Here is a 20,889-nt window from a genome sequence, read left to right as displayed (position 1 = left end):
GACGTTGTGACGAGTCAGGGGCAGCGTTTCCGCCGTCGCGCACTGCGCCGCGGCTACAAGGTGGATGAGGTCGACGCTTTCCTCGACCGTGTGGAGGCCACCCTCGCCGGCGAGCAGTCCGGCGCGCCCGGCGGCGCCCAGGAGGTGCATGACGTCGTCTTCCGCGTGCGCTTCGGCGGCTACGACGAGTGGCAGGTCGACCTGCATCTCGACCGGGTGGAGCGTCAGCTCGCCGAGTTCGAGGACCGCGGTGGCCGCGGCCCCGAGGTCCGCATGCAGCCCGAGCCGATGCGGGGCGGCCCCGAGCCCATGCGCGGCGGTCCGGACCCGATGCGCGGCGGTCCCGACCCGATGCGTGCCGGTCCCGAGCCTGCGCGTGGTGGCATGGCCGAGCGCATGAACCCCGACCGGATGAGCCAGGCTCTCGGCCGCGGCGCGCCGCCCACCGAACGCCTGCAGGCTCCCCGCCTCGACGACCGCCAGTTCGCCCGCGACGACCAGTACGGCCGCGACGAGCAGCAGCAGTATGGCCGCGAGGAACAGTACGGCCGCGAGGAGCAATACGACCAGTACGGCCGCGATCCGTACGCGCAAGAGGACCGCATGCAGCCGCAGCAGATGCCGCAGCGCCCCATGCCGGCGCCGGACCCCTACGGCCGCTACGAGGAGCCCACCTACGGCGGCCAGCAGATGCCGCAGCGCCAGCAGCAGCCGCAGGCCTACGACACCGGCGGCTACGAGCAGTTCGAGCCCGGCCGGCACGGCAAGGCCGACATGACCGCCGAGATCCGCATGCCCGAGCGCGGTGGCTTCGGCGGCGGCAACGCCCCGATGAGCGGCCCGCCGATGAGTGGTCCGCCCCTGAACGCGCCGATGAGCGGTGGTCCCGGGCCGGGCCCCGGTGGCCCCGGCGGTGGGGGGAGCCCCGAGCTCTACCGGGTGGACCAGCTACGACGCACGTTCCAGCCCCGGCGCTTCGGCAGCGGCTACGACCCGGCGCAGGTCGACCGGCTGTTCGAGAGCATTCTGCAGGCGATGACCGGCCGTGGCCCGATGCCGGTGCCGGAGAACGAACTCGACACGTTGCAGTTCGGGCTGGTGCCGGGAGGTTACTTCGAGGCTGAGGTCGACGCGGCGCTGCGCGAGGTCAAGGACATCCTGCTGCACCGCCGTTGAGAACATGGCAAAGCCCGCCTTCTCCGCAGAGAGGGCGGGCTTCGCGTTGCCTACTGGTCTTCGGGCCTGAGGCCGTTGCGGCGCAGGACGATGTCCACGAACAGCGCAACGATCAGAATCGCGGCGAAGAGGATGAGGTACAAGTTTTCGGTGTTGCCCTCGTGGTTGCCCCACAGCATCAGCAGCAGGACAGCCGCGCTGACGATCGCACCGACCCGACGGCCCTTACGCTTGACCGGCTTGAGCTGGTCCGGCGCGTAAACCGGCTCTTCTGCCACGACTCGGTCCTCCCGAAGAAACGATCACTCTGAGCGCCTTTCAGTGTCGCACGCCGCCCGTCCGGCGCATCGGGAAGGCCCAAGTAATCCACAGGCCCGGCCCTCCGCCCGCGCCCTCCTCGGCCGCACCCGGTACCTTCGATGCCGTCGGAATAACCAGCCGAGGGAGTAAAGACGGTGCGGATCACGGGCACTGGCCACGCCAGCATGCGGATCGACACGGGCGCGGGCAGCATTCTGTGCGACCCGTGGGTCAACCCGGCGTACTTCGCGTCGTGGTTCCCCTTCCCGGACAACTCGTTGCTGGACTGGGAGACCCTCGGCGACGTCGACTACCTCTACGTCTCCCACCTGCACCGCGACCACTTCGACGCCGAGCACCTCAAGCGCTTCATCAGCAAGAAAGCCACTGTGCTGCTGCCGGAATACCCGACCAGCCAGTTGGAGGACGAGCTGCGGGAGCTGGGCTTCACCAGCTTCCTGCGGACCAAGTCCGACGAGGTGCACGAGCTTGACGGCGGCCTCAAGGTGATGATCCAGGCGCTGATCAGCCCCACCGACGGCCCGATCGGCGACTCCTCGCTGTGGGTCGAATACGACGGCATGCGAGTGCTCAACCAGAACGACGCGCGCCCCACCGACCTGTCCCGCTTCACCGAGCTTGGCCACGTGCACGCGCACATGCTGCAATTTTCCGGCGCCATCTGGTACCCGATGGTGTACGAGCTGCCCAGCTCGGCCAAGACCGCGTTCGGCAAGCAGAAGCGCGACCGTCAGTTCGACCGCACCTGGCGCTACATCGACGACCTCAAGGCCGACCACGTCTTCCCGATCGCCGGCCCGCCGTGCTTCCTCGACGACGAGCTGTGGCAGTTCAACGACATCCACGGTGACGAGGGCAACATCTTCCCCGACCAGTCCGTGTTCATGAGCGAATACGCCAAGGTCGGGGGCACCAACGGTGTGGTCCTGCTGCCCGGCAGCGTGTCCGAGCTGAGCCTGACCCCGGCCGGCGCCGCGACGATTACCGGCGTTCCGGTCAGCGGCGGCACCGAGCTGCCGGTCGGGGGCGCGCCCGAGGTGGTCCGGTCCAGCGTCCAGACCACGCACCCCACCGACATCGACGAGTTCTTCGCCAACAAGAAGGCGCACCTCGAGGAGATGCGCGAGCGCAAGGCTCCGATCATTGCCGCCGAGAAGGCGTCGTGGCGTCACCCCGAGATCGACGTCCTGGGCGAACTCAAGAAGCGCATCGAGCCGCTGCTGGAGGAGTCCATCTACCTGGCCAACGGCGTCGGCGGCCCGGTCCGCTTCGACCTGGTCAGCTATGACGGCGGCTCGGTCGAGTCGATCCTGGTCGACTTCCCCGGCAAGCAGGTCCGCCCGGCCGCCGACGAAAAGGTCCGCTACCGCTTCCGCACCCAGCGCGAACTGATCGAGCATCTGATCCACATCGACGAGGGCGACTGGGTCAACTCGCTGTTCCTGTCCTGCCGCTTCTCCGCCGCCCGCATCGGGCAGTACAACGAGTTCGTCTACGCCTTCTTCAAGTGTCTCAGCGAGGAACGCCTCCAATACGCCGAGGGCTGGTATGACGAGCACGAGAAGGCCGTCGAAGCCGAGGACACCCAATTCGGTGACTGGACCGTCCAACGCCGCTGCCCGCACCTGAAGGCCGACCTGAGCCGCTTCGGCATCGTCGACGGCAACGTCCTGACCTGCCAGCTGCACGGCTGGAAGTTCGACCTGCCCAGCGGCAGGTGTCTGACGAGCGTCGGCCACAAGATCCGCGCCGAGAAGACTGAGACGCCGCAGCAGGCCTGAATCAAGGGCTGCAAGCGGATGTCGTGCCTTGGTGGGTGGTGCTGACCGCAGTTCCCACCGAGGCCGGGCGCGGGCGGCCAGGCGCCCAGAGGCGCCTGAACGGCCGCCCGCACCCTTCGTTCTGCGGGAGTGGACCCGCTCGCGGCCTCCGCTCCGGGACCAGGTGAGTGCGGCGGCTTGCGCTCCCAGCTCAGCGGGGATTGGCGGTCGACCGGGGATGTGCTGTTTGCCGAGGGCTGAAGGGGCGGCCCTAGACGAGTAAGTCCTAACTACCCCTGAGTCGTGGGCATGACGAAGGGTGTCGATGATCCGTTTGTGACGACAGACATCAACACCCTTCTGACCGCGCCGCAATCTGGCACAACCGGGCAACCGGCCAGCCCGTGACCAGGTCACTCATCGCCTACGACCACTAACCGCGGTTAGGAATTACTCGTCTAGGGTGGCCGGTGTGACTGCGCTGCCTTATCCCCAACCACCACTCACCGATGGCGTTGTGCTGCTGCGGGCCTGGCAGCCGGAAGACGCCGCCCAGCGGTATGAGGGCTTCGCCGACGAACTGTGCCAGCGGTACTCGTGGTCGCTCGTGGAGCCGTTCACCGAGGCCCACATCCGCGCCGCGTACGAGCGCGATGAGCAGGACCGGCTCTCCGGCGACGCCCTCAACGTCGCGATCGCGGACGCCGGAAAGCCCGGCCGGGTGCTGGGAGCGATGTCGGTGTACGACGTCAACGCCTCCGAGCAGCGGGCAGCCATCGGATACTGGCTGGCACCCTGGGCCCGCGGGCAAGGCTTGGCGACCCGTTCACTCCGGCTGCTCGCGGGCTGGACGTTCGCGCACCTCGGGGTGCAGCGGCTTGAGTTGACGTGTGCGCCGGACAACGTGGCTTCGGCCCGGGTTGCTGAGCGGTCCGGGTTCGTCCGCGAGGGGGTCATGCGGTCGCACCTGCGGTTCAAGGGCGCGCGCCGGGACACGGTGTTGTTCAGCCTGCTCCCCGGTGAGCTGACCGCTGTTTAGCGACGCCCAGGTCCCGCAGGATGCGCTGCGCGGCGTTGTGGCCGGCCGCGCCGATCACGCTGCCGGCCGGGTGGGCGCCCGCCGAGCCCGCGTACAGCCCGTCCAGCCCCGTCGCGTACGGCATGCGCTCGTTGAAGGCAACAGTGTTGTCGACGTGGTGGATGTGGCCGCCGGTGATGCCGAAGTGCTGCTCGATGCCTGGCGGGGTCAGCGGCATGATGTCGGTGACCAGGTCCGAGGCGCCGGGGGCGTAGGTGTCGCAGATCTCGAGCAGCCGGTCGACGTACCCGGGCAGCGCCTCGTCCCAGGTGGTGCCGGCGGGCTGATAGGGCACCGATTGCACGAACAGGGCCGAGGAGTGGTGGCCGTGCTCGTCCTGCAGCGACGGGTCGACGGTGGTGTGCAGATACCACTCGATGGTCGGCTCGGCGGGGAGGCGACCGGCTTGCACGTCCTCCCACATGGACCGCAGCGCCGTCATGGGGGAAGCCGAGGCGGCACCCAGGCTCGCCGATCCGGGCAGCAGGTGGATCGTGGAGCCGAACGGGGAGGGCGCTTCGGGCGGCAGGCAACTGAACGCCGGCAGGCCGGACAGCGCCATGTTGAGCTTCAGCGTGGTTCCCGGGCGCCGCACCAACTCCATCCGGGCAGTCAGCTCAGCGGGCAGGGCACCCTCCGGGACCAGCGACATGAGCTGGTAGGGGTCGCAGGCACCCAGCACCACCCGGGCACCTATCGAACGCCCGTCAGCCAACTGCACACCGCTGGCCGCGCCGCCGTCCACGGTGACGGCGCTTACCGGCGTACCGGTGAAGATGTTGGCTCCTGCTCCTCGTGCTGCGGAGGCGAAGGTTTGCGACACGGTGCCCATGCCGCCTGCGGCGATCATCCAGGTGCCGTCGGCGCCGGGCAGGCGGCACATGTTGTGGACCAGGAAGTTGTGGCCGGTGCCGGGGTCGTCGGGGCCGGCGTTGAGGCCGGAGAGCCCGTCGGTTACCGCGTACATGCTCATCAGCAGTTCGCTCTTGAAGCCGAAGCGCTGCAGGTAGTCGGCCACCGAGCCGCGGACGAGGTCGATGAAGGTGCTCTGCAGCTGCGGGCGGATGTAGCGGTCGGCGATGCCTTCCACCGGCAGCGGCTCCTGCAGCCAGGCCGGGGCCAGGTCGGCGCGCAAAGCCGCGATCTCGACCTGCAGGGCCTCGTCGGCGGCGATGTCGCGCGGGGAGAAGAACGCCTCCATCTGGGCGCGCGTGGCCTCGCGGTCGGTGCCGAACAGCAGGTAGGGCGCGCCGGGGCCGCCGGGGGTTGGCAGGAAGTAGTGCGGGTCGCGGCGGCGCACCGGGATGTCGACGTCGAGGAGTTCGAGCAGCTCGGGGGGCATAAGACCGAGCAGGTACGACCCCGTGGACTGGCCCAGGCCGGGCACCTTGGCGAACGGCCGCTCGGTGCGGGTGGCGCCGCCCAGCACGTCCGCGGCTTCCAGCACCACGACGGACAGGCCCGCGCGGGCGAGCAGCACCGCGGACACCAAGCCGTTGTGCCCGGAACCGATGATCACAACGTCAGCGCTCGACGGTAGATCGCTCATGAGCGACGACGATAGCGCGTCCGCTGAGGGGATGTTTCCGGCGAAAGTTTCTTATCGGTCTATTCGCGTGACCGGCCCTCGATCGGGTAAGACAGACAGGTGTTCGATGGGTGGGGCAAAACCGTCGTGGCGGTCCGCTGGTGGGTCGTCGCGGCGGCGTGCGCGCTGGTGGTGGCCGGTGCTACGTGGGGCGCCGGCGTCTTCGGCGCGCTCACCGGCGGGGGTTATGACGACCCGGACAGCGAGTCCAACCGAGCCGCCGCGGGCATCGCGCGCGAGCTTGGGCAGCGTGATCCGGATCTCCTTGTGCTGTGGTCCAGCCCCGGCGCCACGGTCGAAGATCAGGCATTCCGCGACGCGGTGACCGCCGCGGTGGCCAAGATCCGGGCACAGGCCGACGTCGAGCAGGTCGCCGCGTACACCGATCCGCAGGCGCCGCCCACCTTGATCAGCACCGACAAGCGCGCCACCTACGCAGCCGTTTACCTCCGCGCCGGCGACGAGGACGGCAAGGTGGCCGCCTACCACCGCATCGAGCGGGCTTTCGCCGCCACCGGGCTGACCACGCAGGTCGGCGGGCTTGTCGCGTTCACCGACGAGGCCAGCTCGCAGACCGAGAAGGACATCACCCGCGCCGAGATCTTCTCCCTGCCCGTGCTGTTCGTGTTGCTCGTGCTGATCTTCCGGGGGCTCATTGCCGCCCTGTCGCCATTGGTCATCGGCGGTCTGGCGATCCTCGGGGCGTTCGTCGCGGTGCGGGCCCTCACCTACGTCACCGACATCAGCGTGTTCGCCATCAACGTGATCACGCTGCTCGGGCTCGGAATGGCCGTCGACTACTCGTTGTTCGTGGTCAGCCGGTTCCGCGAGGAGCTGGCGCGCGGGCAGGACGTGGCGGGCGCGATCAGGACGACGGTGGCGACGGCTGGTCGTACCGTTGTGGTCTCGGGTCTGACGATCGTCCTGGCTCTTTCCAGCTTGTTGATCTTCCCGCAGCCCTTCCTCGGTGGCATGGCCATCGGTGGCATGGCGGCCGTGCTCGTTGCGATGCTCGCCGCCCTGACGGTGTTGCCCGCGGCCCTGTTCCTGCTCGGCCATCGCATCGACAAGTTGCGCATCCCGCTGCCTCAGCGCAATCCAGCGGCGGGTTCCGGCGCGTGGGCGCGCGTCGCGCACAGCGTCATGAAGAGACCGATGGTGTACGTCCTCGGCGTGCTCGTCGTCCTCGTGGCTTTCGCGGCGCCGTTCCTGCGTGTCGAGTTCGGTGGCTTCGATGAGCGCGTCCTGCCCGCTGGCAGTTCCGCGCGCGTGGTGGGGGAGCGGCTCGAAACCGGATTCCCGGGCGGCGGCGAGGAGCCGATCACCGTGTTCGTGCGGGGACCGGCCGGTGACCTCGCCGGCCGGATCGCCGGGCTGCCGGATGTGACGAAGGCGATGGTGACGGCTCAGCGCGGTGCGGCCTCGCTGATCACGGTGACCTACCCGGCCGAGCTGTCCACGGGCGAGTCGCGGGAGATCGTTGCCAAGATCCGCGATCTGAGCCTGCCGCGGGGAACGGCTGTGCTGGTCGGCGGGCGCCCGGCGATCGACCTTGACCTGTTGGAGAGCCTCGCCGACCGGCTGCCGGTCATGGCCCTGATCATGGCGGTGGCCACGATGCTGCTGCTCTTCCTCGCGTTCGGCTCGGTGCTGCTGCCGATCAAGGCGGTGCTGATGAACGCCGTGTCGATCGGGGCGTCGTTCGGCGTGGTCGTCTGGATCTTCCAGGACGGCCACCTGGAGGGTCTGCTGCGCTTCCGGTCCACCGGGTTCATCGAGCCCAGCAACATGATCCTGGTGCTCGCGGTGCTGTTCGGGCTGGCCACCGACTACGAGGTGTTCCTGCTCTCACGGGTGCGCGAGGAGTGGGACCGCACCGGGGACAACACCGCGGCCGTGGCGACCGGGTTGCAGCACACCGGCGGGATCATCACGGCCGCAGCGTTGTTGCTGATCACGGTGGTCGCGGGCTTCGCTACCGGGGGCGTCACCGTGATCAAGACCATCGGGGTGGGCATGATTGTGGCCATTGTCGTGGACGCCACGCTGGTCAGGGCGCTGCTGGTGCCCGCGACGATGCGTCTGCTGGGCCGCTGGAACTGGTGGGCTCCGGGGATTCTGGGTCGCTTCTACTCCCGCTACGGGATTCACGAGACGCCTCAGCCGCAGCGAGAGTCCGTGCGCGTCTAGCCCGCTGATATGTGCTCGCGCTCTGGTTGTCGGCGTACCCGGTCAGCAGGATCACGTGGAACATGTAGAGCCAGAACCCGACAGCGACCATGCCGCCGATCTCGGTGAAGCCGCCGAACGGCACGCCCAGGTCCAGCGGGAACGAGCAGAACCACACGAAGCCGTGCAGGAATCCGGAGATGTTGGCGGCGGTGAACGAGCCGACCAGCACGGTGGCCAGCCACTCAGGCCGGCCCGGGGCCACCGCGCGATAGACCCAGATCACCACGGGCGTCAGCACGAGCCACGCGGCCAGGAACGACAGGACCACGCCGAGAACCGAGTACCAGCCGCCACGAATCCACAGACCGCTCGTCACCGGCAGGGCGAGAAAGAGGGCGAGCAGAAGTGCCGGTGCGGCCGCCAGCAGGGGCAGCCACAACACCCGCCCGCGCCACCCGACCAGCGATTCATTGGAGTCCCGCAGTGACACGAAGGCCCGTCGCAGGCCCTCGCCGTAGAACGTGGCGGGCAACAGGCTCGCGAGGGCCAGCACCGGCGTCAGGTGCAAACCCGCGTTGATCAAACTCTCGAGCGCCCGCGGCGCCCCGATCGCATCCGGCAGGGCGGCGATTGTATGCCCGGTGAGCCGCCGTACTCGATCAGCCCCCGCGATCAGCCCGGTGATCCAGATTGCCAGCAACGCGACGGGCACCACGGCGATGCCCCCGTAGAACGTCACCGCTGCCGCCCGCAGTGCCACATCACGCCCCCGCAACGGGCGGAACGCGGCAGCAACGATCCGGCGCAGTCTTCGCATGTTCCTTCACTTACCCCGCTCAGCCGAGTGATCCCACTTGTCGAGTGCTGTGATGGGCAAGGCTGACCACGACGGGCGTGCACGCGTCCGGGAAGATGGCAGGCATGCGTGAGCTTGTCCTTCTCGGATCCACCGGGTCGATCGGAACCCAGGCCATCGACATCGTCCGGCGCAACCCCGGCCAGTTCCGGGTGGTCGCCGTCGGCGCAGGCGGGGGCAATGTCGAGTTGCTCGCTGCTCAGGCGCTGGAGCTGGGCGTCGACGTGGTCGGCGTGGCCCGTTCGAGTGCGGTGCAGGACCTGCAACTCGCGTTCTATGCGCAGGCGCAGAAGCAGGGCTGGGCCACCGGCGATTTCAAGCTGCCGAAGATCGTGGCCGGGCCCGACGCGATGACCGAACTCGCCCAGTGGCCCTGCGACGTGGTGCTGAACGGGGTGGTGGGGAGCCTGGGACTTGCTCCTACGCTGGCGGCGCTGGGCTCTGGTCGTACCCTCGCGTTGGCAAACAAGGAGTCGCTCGTCGCCGGCGGCCCGCTCGTGAAGGCCGCCACCCAGCGGCCGGGGCAGATCGTCCCTGTGGACTCCGAGCACTCGGCGCTTGCGCAGTGCCTACGTGGTGGCGCCGAGCGTGAGGTACGGCGGCTGGTGCTGACCGCGAGTGGGGGAGCGTTCCGGGATCGGCGGCGCAGCGAGTTGACGAACGTCACGCCCGAGGAAGCGCTCAAACACCCGACCTGGGACATGGGCCCGGTGGTCACGATCAACTCCGCCACCATGGTCAACAAGGGGCTCGAGGTGATCGAGGCGCACGAGCTGTTCGACGTGGCCTACGACGACATCGAGGTCATGGTCCACCCGCAGTCGGTGCTGCACTCGCTGGTGGAGTTCACCGACGGCTCGACGCTCGCACAGGCCAGCCCGCCGGACATGCGGTTGCCCATCGCGCTCGCGCTGGCCTGGCCCGATCGGGTGCCCGAGGCGGCAGCGGCGGTGGACTGGACGCTCGCGCACAACTGGGAGCTGCGGCCGCTGGACGCGGAGGCGTTCCCCGCGGTGGAGCTGGCCAAGGCCGCCGGTCGGGAGGGTAACTGCCGGCCGGCGATCTTCAACGCGTCGAACGAAGAGTGTGTGGCCGCCTTCGTGTCCGGTCGGCTACCTTTTCTGAGCATCGTCGACACCATCGCGGCGGTGCTGGCGGCGGCTCCCGATTTCGGTCCGCCGGGTACCGTCGAGGACGTACTGGCCGCGGAGGCGTGGGCGCGGGCCCAGGCACAGCGGATGATCGCGACTGCGGCTGAAGGAGCCTGATGCTGTACTGGTTGGGAACGGCGGCGTTCGCGCTCGCGATCCTGATCTCGGTGTCCCTGCACGAACTGGGGCACATGATCACGGCCAAGCGGTTCAACATGAAGGTGACGCAGTATTTCGTCGGCTTCGGCCCGACGATCTTCTCCTTCAAGCGCGGCGAAACCGAATACGGTCTCAAGGCCATCCCGCTGGGCGGCTTCTGCAAGATCGTCGGTATGACGCCGCAGGACGACGACGTGCTGCCCGAGGACCAGCCGCGCGCGATGTGGCGCTTCCCGGTGTGGAAGCGCACGATCGTGATGTCGGCCGGCTCGATCACCCACTTCATCCTGGCGATCGTCGCGATCTGGTTCGCCGCGGTCTTCGTGGGCCTGCCCAACCCCGCCTATCCGGCGACTGCGGCCGAGCAGCGGGCCATCCCGGCCAAGATCTCGGTCGGCAAGTGCGTGCAGATCGTGCTCTCCGAGCAGGAGTGCACGTCCGCAGACCCCGCCGCCCCCGCGGCGACCGCCGGGCTCAAGACCGGTGACGTCATCACCAGCGTGGGCGGGCAGCCGATCCAGAACTACGGCCAGCTCACCGACGTCATCCGGGCCGCCAAGCCCGGCGACGTGGCGTTCGGCTACACCCGCGACGGCGTGGCCGGCACCGCCACCGTCAAGCTCGTCGCGGCCCAGCGCACCCCGATCGACGACCCGAGCGGCAAGGTCACCGAGGTCCCGGTCGCCGGGGTGGGGCCGGTTGTCGACACCCCGGCCCTGGTCACCTATGGCCCGGGCGAGGCCGTGGGCGAGACGTTCTCGTACAGCTGGACCATCGTCAAGGGCTCGTTCGAGGCGCTCGGCCGGATCCCCGAGAAGATCCCCGCGCTGTGGCACTCCATCACCGGCAACGAGCGTGACCCCGACACCCCGATCAGCGTGGTCGGCGCCAGCCGGCTCGGCGGCGAGGCCATCGAACGCGGTGTGCCCGAGGTCTTCCTGATGGTGTTCATCTCGCTGAACGTGTTCATCGGGCTGTTCAACCTGCTGCCGATCCTGCCGGTGGACGGCGGTCACATTGCCATCGCCTGGTTCGAGCGCGTCCGCTCGTGGCTCTACGCTCGCCTCAAGAAGCCCGACCCCGGGCGCGTCGACTACTACAAGCTCATGCCGTTGACCTACGCCGTCATCCTGATCGGTGGCGCGTTCACCGTGCTGACCATCACCGCCGACGTCATCAACCCGATCTCGATCTTCTCGAGGTGACACACCCATGACCGCTATCAGTCTTGGCATGCCGGCCGTGCCTCCGCCGCCGCTCGCCCCGCGCCGGGCGAGCCGTCAGATCAACGTCGGCGGCGTCCTCGTCGGTGGTGGTGCGCCGGTCAGCGTGCAGTCCATGACCACCACGCTCACCTCCGACATCAACGCGACGCTGCAGCAGATCGCCGAACTCACCGCGTCCGGCTGCCAGATCGTGCGCGTCGCGGTGCCCTCGCAGGACGACGTCGAGGCCCTCCCGGCGATCGCCAAGAAGTCGCAGATCCCGGTGATCGCCGACATCCACTTCCAGCCCAAGTACGTGTTCGCCGCGATCGACGCGGGCTGCGCGGCAGTGCGGGTGAACCCGGGCAACATCCGCCAGTTCGACGACAAGGTCAAGGAGATCGCGAAGGCGGCCGGCGACGCGGGCGTGCCGATCCGTATCGGCGTCAACGCGGGCTCGCTCGACAAGCGGCTGATGGAGAAGTACGGCAAGGCCACCGCCGAGGCGCTGGTCGAGTCGGCGCTGTGGGAGTGCTCGTTGTTCGAGGAGCACGGCTTCCGCGACATCAAGATCTCGGTCAAGCACAACGACCCGGTCGTGATGATCCGCGCCTACCGCCAGCTCGCTGAGCAGTGCGACTACCCGCTGCACCTCGGCGTGACCGAGGCCGGCCCGGCGTTCCAGGGCACGATCAAGAGCGCGGTGGCCTTCGGGGCCCTGCTCGCCGAGGGCATCGGCGACACCATCCGGGTGTCGCTGTCCGCCCCGCCGGTCGAGGAGATCAAGGTCGGTCAGGGCATCCTGGAATCCCTCGGCCTGCGCGAACGTGGCCTGGAGATCGTTTCCTGCCCGTCCTGCGGGCGCGCCCAGGTCGACGTGTACACCCTGGCCGAGCAGGTCACCGCCGCGCTCGACGGGCTGCCGGTGCCGCTGCGCGTGGCGGTCATGGGCTGCGTCGTCAACGGTCCCGGCGAGGCGCGCGAGGCCGACCTCGGCGTGGCCTCGGGCAACGGCAAGGGACAGATCTTCGTCAAGGGTCAGGTCATCAAGACCGTGCCGGAGTCGGTGATCGTGGAGACGCTGGTCGAGGAGGCCCTGCGCCTGGCCGACGAGATGGGCGCCGAGCTGCCCGACGAGATGCGCGAGCTGCTGCCCGGCGCACAGGTCACGGTGCACTGACAGCGCTGCTTGTTGTAGTACCTGTGCCGCCCTTTCTGGCGTTCGGGGGCGGCCCAGGTCTTCAGAACAGCACAGTGGCGAAGCTGCCCTGCTGGATGAAGCCGCAGCGGGCGTACACCCGGCGGGCCGGGGCGTTGTAGTCGTTGACGTACAGGCTGACGGTGGGGGCGACCCGCTGCAGGGCGTCTTGCAGGACCGCCGCCATGGCTCCGGCCGCGAGCCCTCGACCTCGATATTCCGGGTCCACCCAGACGCCCTGGATCTGGGTCGTGCGCCGGGTCACGATGGCGAGTTCGGCCTTGAAGACCACGCGGTCGCCGACAAATCGGGCATAGGCTCGTTTTCCCCGTACGAGCTCAGCGATCCGCCTCTTGTAACCGCGCCCGCCATCGTCGAGCAGCGGGGAGACGCCGACCTCTTCGGTGTACATCGCCACCGCGGCTGGGAAGAGCTGATCGACCTCGTCCGGCCTGACCAGCCGCACCTCGGGGTCGGGTGCCACGGGTGCCTCGCGATCCGCCACGAGCAGCGGCTGGTGCGGGCGTACGTCGCGGGCCGGGCCCCAATGCGCGCTGAGCCTGTCCCACAGGTCGAGTACGGCCTCGGAGCGCCCGATGATCGACGAGCAGATGCGCGGATCCGAGCCGAGCAGCTCCGCGAAGGCCGCCACCGCCGGGGCGCTGGCGCACACCGGCACCAGGTGGGCTCCTGACCAGCACAGTGACTCGATGCGGCGGCCGTTGCCGTAGCCGTAGATGCGACCGTCGGAACGCCACCAGTTGAGCCCGTGCGCCGCCACGCGCTCGGCAATCTGGGCGCCGGCGTAGGGGTCTTGATCGAGAACTCGCTCGACCGTGGCCCGCTCGGACTCCCCGAGCTGGCGTATGGGCACCGTCAACACAGGTATCAGATTGCCAGATCGAAGGCGTCTGACACCCCGCGCTTCCCATCGGATCCGGAAAAGGCCTTGCACTCGACTGTTCGCCGATATATCGTCTAACTATCGACAACAGATCGGAGATAATCATGAGGCACGAACACATGCGCCGGCTGCACGAGGCTCGGTCCCGTGGCTTCGGGTTCCCGCCCGGATTTCCCTTCGGCGGCCCGGCTCAAGGTGGCGGTTTCGGTGGCCATGGCGGCTTCGGGGGCTGGGGGCCTGAGGGTCCCGGCGGCCCTCGAGGCGGCGGGTGCCGAGGCGGGCGAGGCAGTCGCCCCAACGTCCGGCCGGCGATCCTGGCGCTGCTTCTCGAACGCCCGATGCACGGCTACGAGATGATCCAGGAGCTGGAGAGCCGCACCGGCGGCATCTGGCGCCCCAGCCCCGGCTCGGTCTACCCCACCCTGCAGTTGCTGGAGGACGAGGGCCTGATCGAGGCCGAGGCGGCCGTTGGTCGCAAGCGCTTCTCGCTTACCGATGCCGGTCGTGAGGAGGCCCAGGCGGCGGCGGAAAACCCGCCGTGGGCGCGCTTCAGCGATGACACGATGTCCCAGGTCGCGGACTTCCGCGACGCCGCCGTCGGCATCATGAGCGCGCTGCGCCAGGTCGGCTTCAACGGAACCCCGGAGCAGCGCGACAAGGCGCTCACGGTGCTCAACGAAACCAAGCGCAAGCTGTACGCCATCCTCGCCGACAGCGAGTGATTGTCGCGGCTCAACCGAGGGCGCACCCGATACCGGGTGCGCCCTCGCTGTCTCTTGGGCGCATTCGTGGGCGTGAGTGGGTGTGCGGTCTCGCTGTTTGCAGGGTCAGCGGCCGAGGCCGGTGATGATCCGGCCCAGGGCCGTCGCGTCTTCCTGCAGCTCGGGTGTCGGAAGCAAAGCCATTACCGGTACGGTCACGCCGGCCTCGGCATAGCGAGCGACATGGGCCCGGCACTCCTGCGGGGAGCCGTGCACGATCAGCTCGTCGACGACCTCATCGGGAATCGCCGCTAGCGCCGCCCGCCGATCGCCCGTGGCCCACGCCTCCCGCAATTGGCCCAGCACGGGTTCGCGGCCGAGCCAGCGATGAAACTCCAGGTATGCCGGCACGGTCAGGTAGGCGGCAATCAACCGGCGGCCCACCGTGCGGGCGTATTCGCGGTCCTCGGTCGGGCAGACGAAGATGCGAGCCACGATGTCGAAGTCTGGCTTGCCGGTCTTTGCCTCGTTCAGGACCTGCGCGACGTCGGTGGCGGCGAGCCAGTTGAGGATCACCCCGTCTGCCTCGGTGGCGGCGAGCTTGAGCATGCCCGGGCGCAGCGCCGCGAGCAGGATCTGGGGCGGCACCGCGGGCGGGCGTTCGAGCCGGAATCGGCGTACCCGGAAAGTCTCGTAGGTCTCGTCGATCACCTCGCCGGCCAGGGCTGCCTTGAGGAACCGGAGCATGTCGCGGCTGCGCGCAAAGGGCTTGGTGAACTCGGCGGCATTCCAGTCGCCGGCGACGACGGGCGAAGAGGCGCCGATGCCCAGCTGGAAGCGACCCGGTGCGGCCTCCGCCAGAGCTGCAGCCGTCATCGCCAGCAGGGCCGGGCCGCGGGTGAAGACGGGTGCGATGGCCGTGCCGAGCCGGGCTTGCGGCTGCCAGATCGACGCCAGCGTCAGCGGTGTGAACGCGTCGGTGCCGTTCACCTCACTCGACCAGAAGTCGGTGAAGCCGGCCGCACTCAACGCCTCGTAGACCGCGGCGTGCTCGGTCAGCGCTACCCCGCCCAGTGGAACGGTCATGCCCCATCGCGTCACCATGCCCCGATCCTGCCGGGTTGCCGGGGAGCGGTCCACCGCCCGGCGCCAGCCTGTGGACAACTCGCGGATCGTGAGGTGCGCCACGTGCCCGATCGATCGATGAAGATGAGGAGTATGTTTTTAGACTGACCAGTCAGTTCAAAGAAGGTATTGTCATGCCGGTTCTCACCGCGGGCGGAGCGGGCGTCCGTCACCGCCGCCGATGGCTCTTCCGGGACCTCGATGTCCGCATCAACGCGGGGGAGAAAGTCGCTGTCGTGGGGCCGCCCGGCAGCGGCCGGACAACGGTGCTGCTCGCGCTTACCCGGCGCTTCCGGCTTTCTGCCGGTCAGGTCCATCTGACGGGTACGGCCGCCCTCGGCTATGTGCCCGAGGTGTCCGAGCCGGAGAACGTATTGAGCGCAGCCGAACTCGTGCAGGAAAGGTATCTGCTCCTGGGGCGCCGCCCGGATACCGAAATCAATTGGCACGGGCTTGACCCCTCGCTGCGCGGCTTCGAATTGAGCCCGTTCCAGCGCCAGGTCCTTGGAGTGATCCTGGCGCGCCTCGCGCAACCGCAGCTTGTGGCGCTTGATGCGACCGACGAAGGTCTCGACGAATCCGAGCGCGACCAGCTATGGGCGCTCATTGACGAACTGGCCGAGGACGGGATCGCGGTCCTGTTCAGCGCCCGTTCCGTCGACGACTCGCGGGTCGCCACTGTCATCAACCTTGGTGCGGATCAGAAAGAAGAAGTGAAGTGACCGGTACGTCCAGTGTGCGGCTCGCCGGCTTTGAACTGCGCCGATTCTTGCGTGGCCGGTTGACCGCTGCTGCTCTCGTCGTGCTTTGCGTCATCCCGCTGCTCTACGGCGCCCTGTATCTCTATGCGTTCTGGGATCCCTATGGCCGGCTCAATCACATTCCGGCCGCGCTCGTCATGCAGGACACCGCCGCAACGGCCAGCGACGGGACGAATGTCCACGCCGGTCAGGATCTGGCCAACAAGCTGATCGAGCGGGAAGTTTTTGATTGGCATGTCACCGATGAGAAGGGCGCCGAGGAAGGACTGGCCGACGGGCGTTATCAGCTGTCGCTGCGCATTCCCCGCGACTTCTCCACGAACCTGACAACCGGGCCCGATGAGAACGCCGCCCCGAAAGCCGCGCAGCTCGTCGTGGTCAACGACGATGCCACCAACTACCTCGCCGGCATTTTCTCGCGCACCGCGTTCGAGGAAGTACGGGCCGCCGCCGCGCAGACCGCCCAGTCCGGCTACTTCGACAAAATGCTCGTCGGATTCACCGATCTCAAGTCGCAGACCGAGAAGGCGGCCGACGGCGCACAGCAGCTCGACAGCGGGCTGGTCGACGCCAGGAGGGGCGCCAGCCGGCTGAACAACGGGCTTTCCGATGCCGAGAATGGCGCTGGGCAACTGTCCTCCGGACTCGGCTCGGCGGCGCAGGGAGCCGACGACCTCGCCGATGGCCTTGCCGCTTTGCAATCGGGAGCGGCGCAATTGGCCACCGGGACCCAGCAAGCGGCGGCGGGCGGGCGACAACTTGCGAAGGCCGTGGACGCTGCCGCTGACAAAGCCGAGCCGGCCCTGCGCCGCAACGCCGAATTGATCGAGCGGTCCGCCACTTTGGTAGCCGGTGGTGCCGACCTGCTGGCAAACAATGTGAACCGGCTCGACGACGCTGCCGACGACGCGGTTCGCAACGCTACGCGACTGCAGCGCTATCTCAACCGGTTGCCGGATTCGACGCCGGACGTGAAGCAGGCGCGGTCGTACGCGAATCAGCTCGTGACCGATGCCAAACGCGTGCAGGCAGTTATCGACGGCTCGGATCTCAACGCTTTGAGCAAGCGCCTCAAAGCCGTGGCGGCGGACGCGCGCGAGCTTGCCGGGGCCGCCCCGCATTTGGCTGACGACATCGTGACGGCCCGATCCCGGGTGAACGAGCTGTCCTCGGGTCTCAACCGATTGGCCACCGGGGCACGCCAGCTCAGCAGCGGAACCAACCAGGCGGCATCCGGAGCGGAGGATCTGCGAGGTGGCATTTTCCAACTCGCCTCGGGTGCTCGCCGGCTCGACAATGGGCTGGGCACGCTGTCGGAGGGTGGTCAGCAGTTGGCGAGCGGCCTGGGCGACCTGCAAAGTGGAGCCGCGCAACTCGCCTCGGGATTGAGCGACGGCGCCGAGCGGATCCCGTCGTTCGGTGACGACCCGGCCAACCGCGCCAACCTGCTGAGCAACCCCGTGCAACTCGATCGCACGGTAAGGCACCCCGCGGCAACCTACGGCGTCGGCTTCGCACCGTACTTCCTCGCCCTCGCCCTCTGGGTCGGCGCCATGATCACCTACATGGTGCTGCGCCCGCTCAACCGCCGCTACGTGGTGTCGGGTGCGCCGGCCTACCGGGTGGCGCTGGCCGGTCTGCTGCCCGCGGTGGCGGTGGGACTTGCGCAGGCTCTGCTGCTGTTCTGCGTGGTCGTCTTCGCGCTCGGCCTCAGCCCGGCCAGCCCGGTGCTGACGCTGGCCCTGCTGATGCTCACCGCAGCGGCGTTCGCGGCGATCATGCAGCTGCTGGGCGCGGCGCTCGGCCCGGCCGGTCGCATCCTCGCCCTGGCGCTGCTGATGCTGCAGCTCACCTCGTCGGGCGGGACGTACCCGGTGCAGACCACGCCGGGGTTCTTCCAGGCGATTCACCCGCTGCTGCCCATGACGTACGTGGTGGAAGCGCTACGGCACACCATCGACGGCGGCCCGGCGGGTACGGTGGTGACCGGCTTCGTGGCGCTGCTGGGCTACGGGCTCGGGGCGCTCGCGCTCACCATCGCCGTCGCCCGCCGCAAGCGCCGCCTGACCCCGTCCGACCTGCATCCGGAGCTGGTGATCTGACAATCGTGGACGGACGGACCCGCCGACGCTCGGACACCCGCCAGCGCCTGTACGAGGCGGCTGTGGAACTCATCGCCGAACAGGGCTTCTCAGCGACAACCGTCGACGACATCGCCCTGCGAGCCAACGTCGCCAAGGGCACGGTGTACTACAACTTCGCCTCCAAGACGGCGTTGTTCGAGGACCTGCTGCGCCACGGGATCGCCCTGCTGACCGACGCCTTCCGAACGGCCGTGGAAGGACTGCCACCCCGCGAAGCGGTGGACGCCCTGATCCGCGCCCAACTCGAGTACATCCGCAAGTACCGGGCGTTCGCGCAGCTCCTGCTCTCGGAGATGTGGCGCACCAACCGCGAATGGCAGCAAACACTGATCCTGCTCCGCGAACAAGCAATCGAAGTGATAGCCGAAACGGTGCAGGCCGGCGTGGACGCGGGAGAGCTGCCGGCCGACCTGGACGTCCGGGTGGCGTCGTCGGCCCTGTTCGGGGTGGGGCTGGTGGTGGCGGTGGACTGGCTGGTGTTCCAACCGGAGCGGCCTATTGAGGACGTTGAGCGGTCGCTGCTGGCCATTGTCCGCCGGGTCGCCTGATCTTCTTCGCGCGCTGGTTCTGGGGCGCGCCCTCGGTTTCGGGGCGCGCCCTGCGTCTCAGGGGCCGATCTCCTGGGTCGTCAGGAGCCGATAGTGGATCGGGTGCGCCAGGCGGTGGCGAACGAGGTGCGGCCGTTGGTACGTAGCAGCGAGCCCTCGTACACGCGGGCGCCTACTCGGAGGAAGACGGCGGCCGAGATGGCGAGGATGAGCAGCGAGACCACGGGTTCCCAAGCCGCCGCGTCCGAGTTGAACAGGCGGACCGGCATGGCGATCGGGGCCGAGAAAGGGATGTACGACAAGATCCGCATCACGGGTTCGTTGTCGGTGAGGAACAGCACCGCGAAGAAGGGCAGCATGACCGCCATCTGCAGCGGTGTTGAGGCCCCCGCCAGGTCTTCCTGGCGCGCGGCGAGCGCCCCGACGCCGGCCCACAGGGTTGCCAGCATGACGAAGCCAAGCACGAAGAACGGGATGAACCAGCCGATGGCCGGGCCGACGAGGCTCACCACCTCGGTGTCGACATCGGCGATCTGGATGCCCGCAAACGCCACCAGGGCGATCAAGGCGATCTGTCCGAACGCCAGCAGGGTGATTGCGCCGACCTTGCCGGCGAGCAGGGCCCGTACCGGAATGCTGGACACCAGAATCTCGACGATCCGGGTCTGTTTCTCCTCCGTGACGCTCTGGGCGATCTGCATGCCGAACGTGAACGAGGTGACGAAGAAGAGGAAGGCCAAGGCGAACGGCACGACGAACTTGAGGAACGGGTTGACCGCGTCCGGGTCGAGCAGCTGCACCGGGGGCGAAGCGCTCAGCGCCCCGACCACGTCGGCGGGCGTCTCGTCCATGGCCAGCACCTTCGGTCCCGACACCACGGCGGCGTCGACGTCGCCGTCGCGCAGCACGCGTTCGGCCGCGGCGTCATCCGGCACCACGCTGACCTCCAGGCCGGCGTTGCGCAGGGCGGTGACCGCAGCGCTGTCGGAGACGGCGACCTTGGTCGGGCCACCTTCGATCAGCGCGGGCAGCACGGTGCTGGCCACGGCGACGAGCAAGAAGAACACCGTGCTGAAGATGAACGTCTTGTCGCGCAGCTTCATCCGGATCTCGCGTGCGGCGACCAGCTTGGCGGCGGCTGACGTGGTCACTGGTTGACCTCCCGGAAGATCTCGGTCAGGGACGGTGCGACGGGGCCGAACGCGCGAACCGGCCCCCGGGCCAGCGCAGCGCGCAGCACCTCCTGGTCGTCGGTGCCGGGGTCCAGGTCGAACACGGCTTGTGCGCCGTCGAGCTCCAGCAGTGTCACACCGGGCTGATCCCGGATCCAGCCGGCGTCTGCGCCGACCTCGATGCGGTACCGCGGCAGGGCATGGCTGATGCGGAGCTGGTGGCGGCTGCCGGCCGCGCGGATGGTGCCGTCGGCGATGATGACGAGGTCGTCGCAGAGCCGCTCGACCACGTCGAGCTGGTGGCTGGAGAAGAGCACCGGTGCACCCGCGGCTGCCCGGTCTCGCAGCACGCCGAGCACGACATCGACGGCGAGCGGGTCCAGCCCGGAGAACGGTTCGTCCAGGACCAGCACCTCCGGGTTGTGCACCAGCGCCGCGGCAATCTGCACGCGTTGCTGGTTGCCCAGCGACAGCTTCTCCACGAGGTCGCCGGAGCGGTCGCTGAGGCCCAGACGCTCCAGCAGGGCATCGGTGCTGCGGCGGGCGTCGCCGGCGCTCATGCCATGCAGGCGTGCGAGGTAGACGATCTGGTCGGCGACCGTCATCTTGGGATAGAGCCCGCGCTCCTCGGGCATGTAGCCGAAGCTCTGCCGCGCATCCCGGGTCAGCGGCCGGCCCTGCCAGCGCACCTCGCCGGAGTCGGCACCGAGCACGCCCAGCATGATCCGCATGGTGGTGGTCTTGCCGGCCCCGTTGGCGCCGACGAAACCGGTCATCCGCCCGGCCCCGACGTCGAACGTGACGTCCTTGAGCACCTGACGGTCCCCGAAGCTGCGGCTGATGGCGTTGACGCTCAGCACGTTGGTCATC

General features: G+C 68.6%; 17 protein-coding genes and 1 pseudogene. 11 read left to right on the top strand and 7 right to left on the bottom strand.

Annotation, left to right across the window (positions count from 1 at the left end):
* The first annotated feature begins 6 nt into the window (after nt 1-6).
* Nucleotides 7-1,176, top strand: a complete 1,170-nt coding sequence (locus TFC3_RS26135; protein WP_067505186.1) for a DivIVA domain-containing protein — start codon at nt 7-9, stop codon at nt 1,174-1,176.
* A gap of 50 nt (nt 1,177-1,226) precedes the next feature.
* Here the strand turns inward: TFC3_RS26135 and TFC3_RS26130 are convergent, their stop codons facing one another.
* A complete protein-coding gene (locus TFC3_RS26130; protein WP_067505183.1) occupies nt 1,227-1,454 on the bottom strand; it encodes a DUF2631 domain-containing protein in 228 nt (75 codons plus the stop codon).
* A 177-nt stretch (nt 1,455-1,631) separates the two neighbouring features.
* On the opposite strand from TFC3_RS26130, the gene TFC3_RS26125 reads away from it, so the two are divergent.
* Together TFC3_RS26125 and TFC3_RS26120 are read left to right on the top strand one after the other, a co-directional pair.
* A complete protein-coding gene (locus tag TFC3_RS26125; protein WP_067505180.1) occupies nt 1,632-3,278 on the top strand; it encodes a Rieske 2Fe-2S domain-containing protein in 1,647 nt (548 codons plus the stop codon).
* Nucleotides 3,279-3,729: 451 nt separating this feature from the next.
* On the top strand, nt 3,730-4,296 hold the full coding sequence (locus TFC3_RS26120; protein WP_067507617.1) for a GNAT family N-acetyltransferase: 567 nt from the start codon (nt 3,730-3,732) through the stop codon (nt 4,294-4,296).
* Here the strand turns inward: TFC3_RS26120 and TFC3_RS26115 are convergent.
* The gene (locus TFC3_RS26115; RefSeq protein WP_067505179.1) at nt 4,262-5,884 is read right to left on the bottom strand and encodes an NAD(P)/FAD-dependent oxidoreductase; all 1,623 of its coding nucleotides are present in this window, start codon (nt 5,882-5,884) and stop codon (nt 4,262-4,264) included. The genes TFC3_RS26120 and TFC3_RS26115 overlap by 35 nt on opposite strands.
* 99 nt (nt 5,885-5,983) lie before the next feature.
* Between TFC3_RS26115 and TFC3_RS26110 the strand changes: the two are divergent.
* Nucleotides 5,984-8,029, top strand: a pseudogene (locus tag TFC3_RS26110) (MMPL family transporter); the annotation flags it as partial.
* Here the strand turns inward: TFC3_RS26110 and TFC3_RS36280 are convergent.
* Nucleotides 7,974-8,912: a YhjD/YihY/BrkB family envelope integrity protein gene (locus TFC3_RS36280; protein WP_082772312.1), complete on the bottom strand. Its 939-nt coding sequence runs from the start codon at nt 8,910-8,912 to the stop codon at nt 7,974-7,976. The pseudogene TFC3_RS26110 and the gene TFC3_RS36280 sit on opposite strands and share 56 nt — an antisense overlap.
* 95 nt (nt 8,913-9,007) lie before the next feature.
* Between TFC3_RS36280 and dxr the strand changes: the two genes are divergently transcribed.
* Genes dxr through ispG form a run of 3 tightly spaced genes read left to right on the top strand, consistent with a single transcriptional unit; the run spans nt 9,008 to nt 12,646 of the window.
* Complete coding sequence (gene dxr, locus TFC3_RS26105) at nt 9,008-10,219, top strand: 1-deoxy-D-xylulose-5-phosphate reductoisomerase (protein WP_067505173.1); 1,212 nt, start codon at nt 9,008-9,010, stop codon at nt 10,217-10,219.
* A complete protein-coding gene (locus TFC3_RS26100; RefSeq protein ID WP_067505170.1) occupies nt 10,219-11,466 on the top strand; it encodes an RIP metalloprotease in 1,248 nt (415 codons plus the stop codon). The genes dxr and TFC3_RS26100 overlap by 1 nt, the downstream gene beginning before the upstream one ends.
* A 7-nt stretch (nt 11,467-11,473) precedes the next feature.
* Complete coding sequence (gene ispG / locus TFC3_RS26095) at nt 11,474-12,646, top strand: flavodoxin-dependent (E)-4-hydroxy-3-methylbut-2-enyl-diphosphate synthase (RefSeq protein ID WP_067505167.1); 1,173 nt, start codon at nt 11,474-11,476, stop codon at nt 12,644-12,646.
* Nucleotides 12,647-12,707: 61 nt separating this feature from the next.
* Here the strand turns inward: ispG and TFC3_RS26090 are convergent, their stop codons facing one another.
* Nucleotides 12,708-13,547 carry a DUF4081 domain-containing GNAT family N-acetyltransferase gene (locus TFC3_RS26090; protein ID WP_067505164.1) on the bottom strand — a complete coding sequence of 280 codons (840 nt, stop codon included), beginning with the start codon at nt 13,545-13,547 and terminating at the stop codon, nt 12,708-12,710.
* Nucleotides 13,548-13,672: 125 nt separating this feature from the next.
* Here TFC3_RS26090 and TFC3_RS26085 point away from each other — a divergent pair, with 125 nt between their 5' ends.
* Nucleotides 13,673-14,290 (top strand): PadR family transcriptional regulator, encoded by a 618-nt coding sequence (locus TFC3_RS26085; RefSeq protein ID WP_067505161.1) that lies wholly within the window; start codon nt 13,673-13,675, stop codon nt 14,288-14,290.
* 105 nt (nt 14,291-14,395) lie between these two features.
* On the opposite strand, the gene TFC3_RS26080 is transcribed toward TFC3_RS26085, so the two are convergent.
* Entirely contained in the window at nt 14,396-15,355 is a 960-nt protein-coding gene (locus TFC3_RS26080; protein WP_067505158.1) for an LLM class F420-dependent oxidoreductase, read from the bottom strand.
* Nucleotides 15,356-15,528: 173 nt separating this feature from the next.
* Between TFC3_RS26080 and TFC3_RS26075 the strand changes: the two genes are divergently transcribed.
* The 3 genes from TFC3_RS26075 to TFC3_RS26065 are packed head-to-tail and all read left to right on the top strand — an operon-like array spanning nt 15,529 to nt 18,847.
* On the top strand, nt 15,529-16,116 hold the full coding sequence (locus tag TFC3_RS26075; RefSeq protein WP_067505154.1) for an ABC transporter ATP-binding protein: 588 nt from the start codon (nt 15,529-15,531) through the stop codon (nt 16,114-16,116).
* A complete protein-coding gene (locus TFC3_RS26070) occupies nt 16,113-18,257 on the top strand; it encodes a YhgE/Pip domain-containing protein (RefSeq protein WP_067505152.1) in 2,145 nt (714 codons plus the stop codon). The genes TFC3_RS26075 and TFC3_RS26070 overlap by 4 nt, the downstream gene beginning before the upstream one ends.
* Nucleotides 18,258-18,259: 2 nt before the next feature.
* A complete protein-coding gene (locus tag TFC3_RS26065; protein ID WP_173745400.1) occupies nt 18,260-18,847 on the top strand; it encodes a TetR/AcrR family transcriptional regulator in 588 nt (195 codons plus the stop codon).
* An 80-nt stretch (nt 18,848-18,927) separates the two neighbouring features.
* On the opposite strand, the gene TFC3_RS26060 is transcribed toward TFC3_RS26065, so the two are convergent.
* Together TFC3_RS26060 and TFC3_RS26055 are read right to left on the bottom strand one after the other, a co-directional pair.
* Nucleotides 18,928-19,998 (bottom strand): ABC transporter permease, encoded by a 1,071-nt coding sequence (locus TFC3_RS26060; RefSeq protein WP_067505146.1) that lies wholly within the window; start codon nt 19,996-19,998, stop codon nt 18,928-18,930.
* On the bottom strand, nt 19,995-20,888 hold the full coding sequence (locus tag TFC3_RS26055; RefSeq protein WP_067505143.1) for an ABC transporter ATP-binding protein: 894 nt from the start codon (nt 20,886-20,888) through the stop codon (nt 19,995-19,997). The genes TFC3_RS26060 and TFC3_RS26055 overlap by 4 nt, the downstream gene beginning before the upstream one ends.
* Nucleotide 20,889: the final 1 nt, after the last annotated feature.

The organism is Actinoplanes sp. TFC3 (assembly GCF_001553785.1).
GTDB lineage: Bacteria > Actinomycetota > Actinomycetes > Mycobacteriales > Micromonosporaceae > Actinoplanes.
The sequence above is the reverse complement of the archived record's forward strand: the minus strand, read 5'-3'. Positions and strand labels throughout refer to the sequence as shown.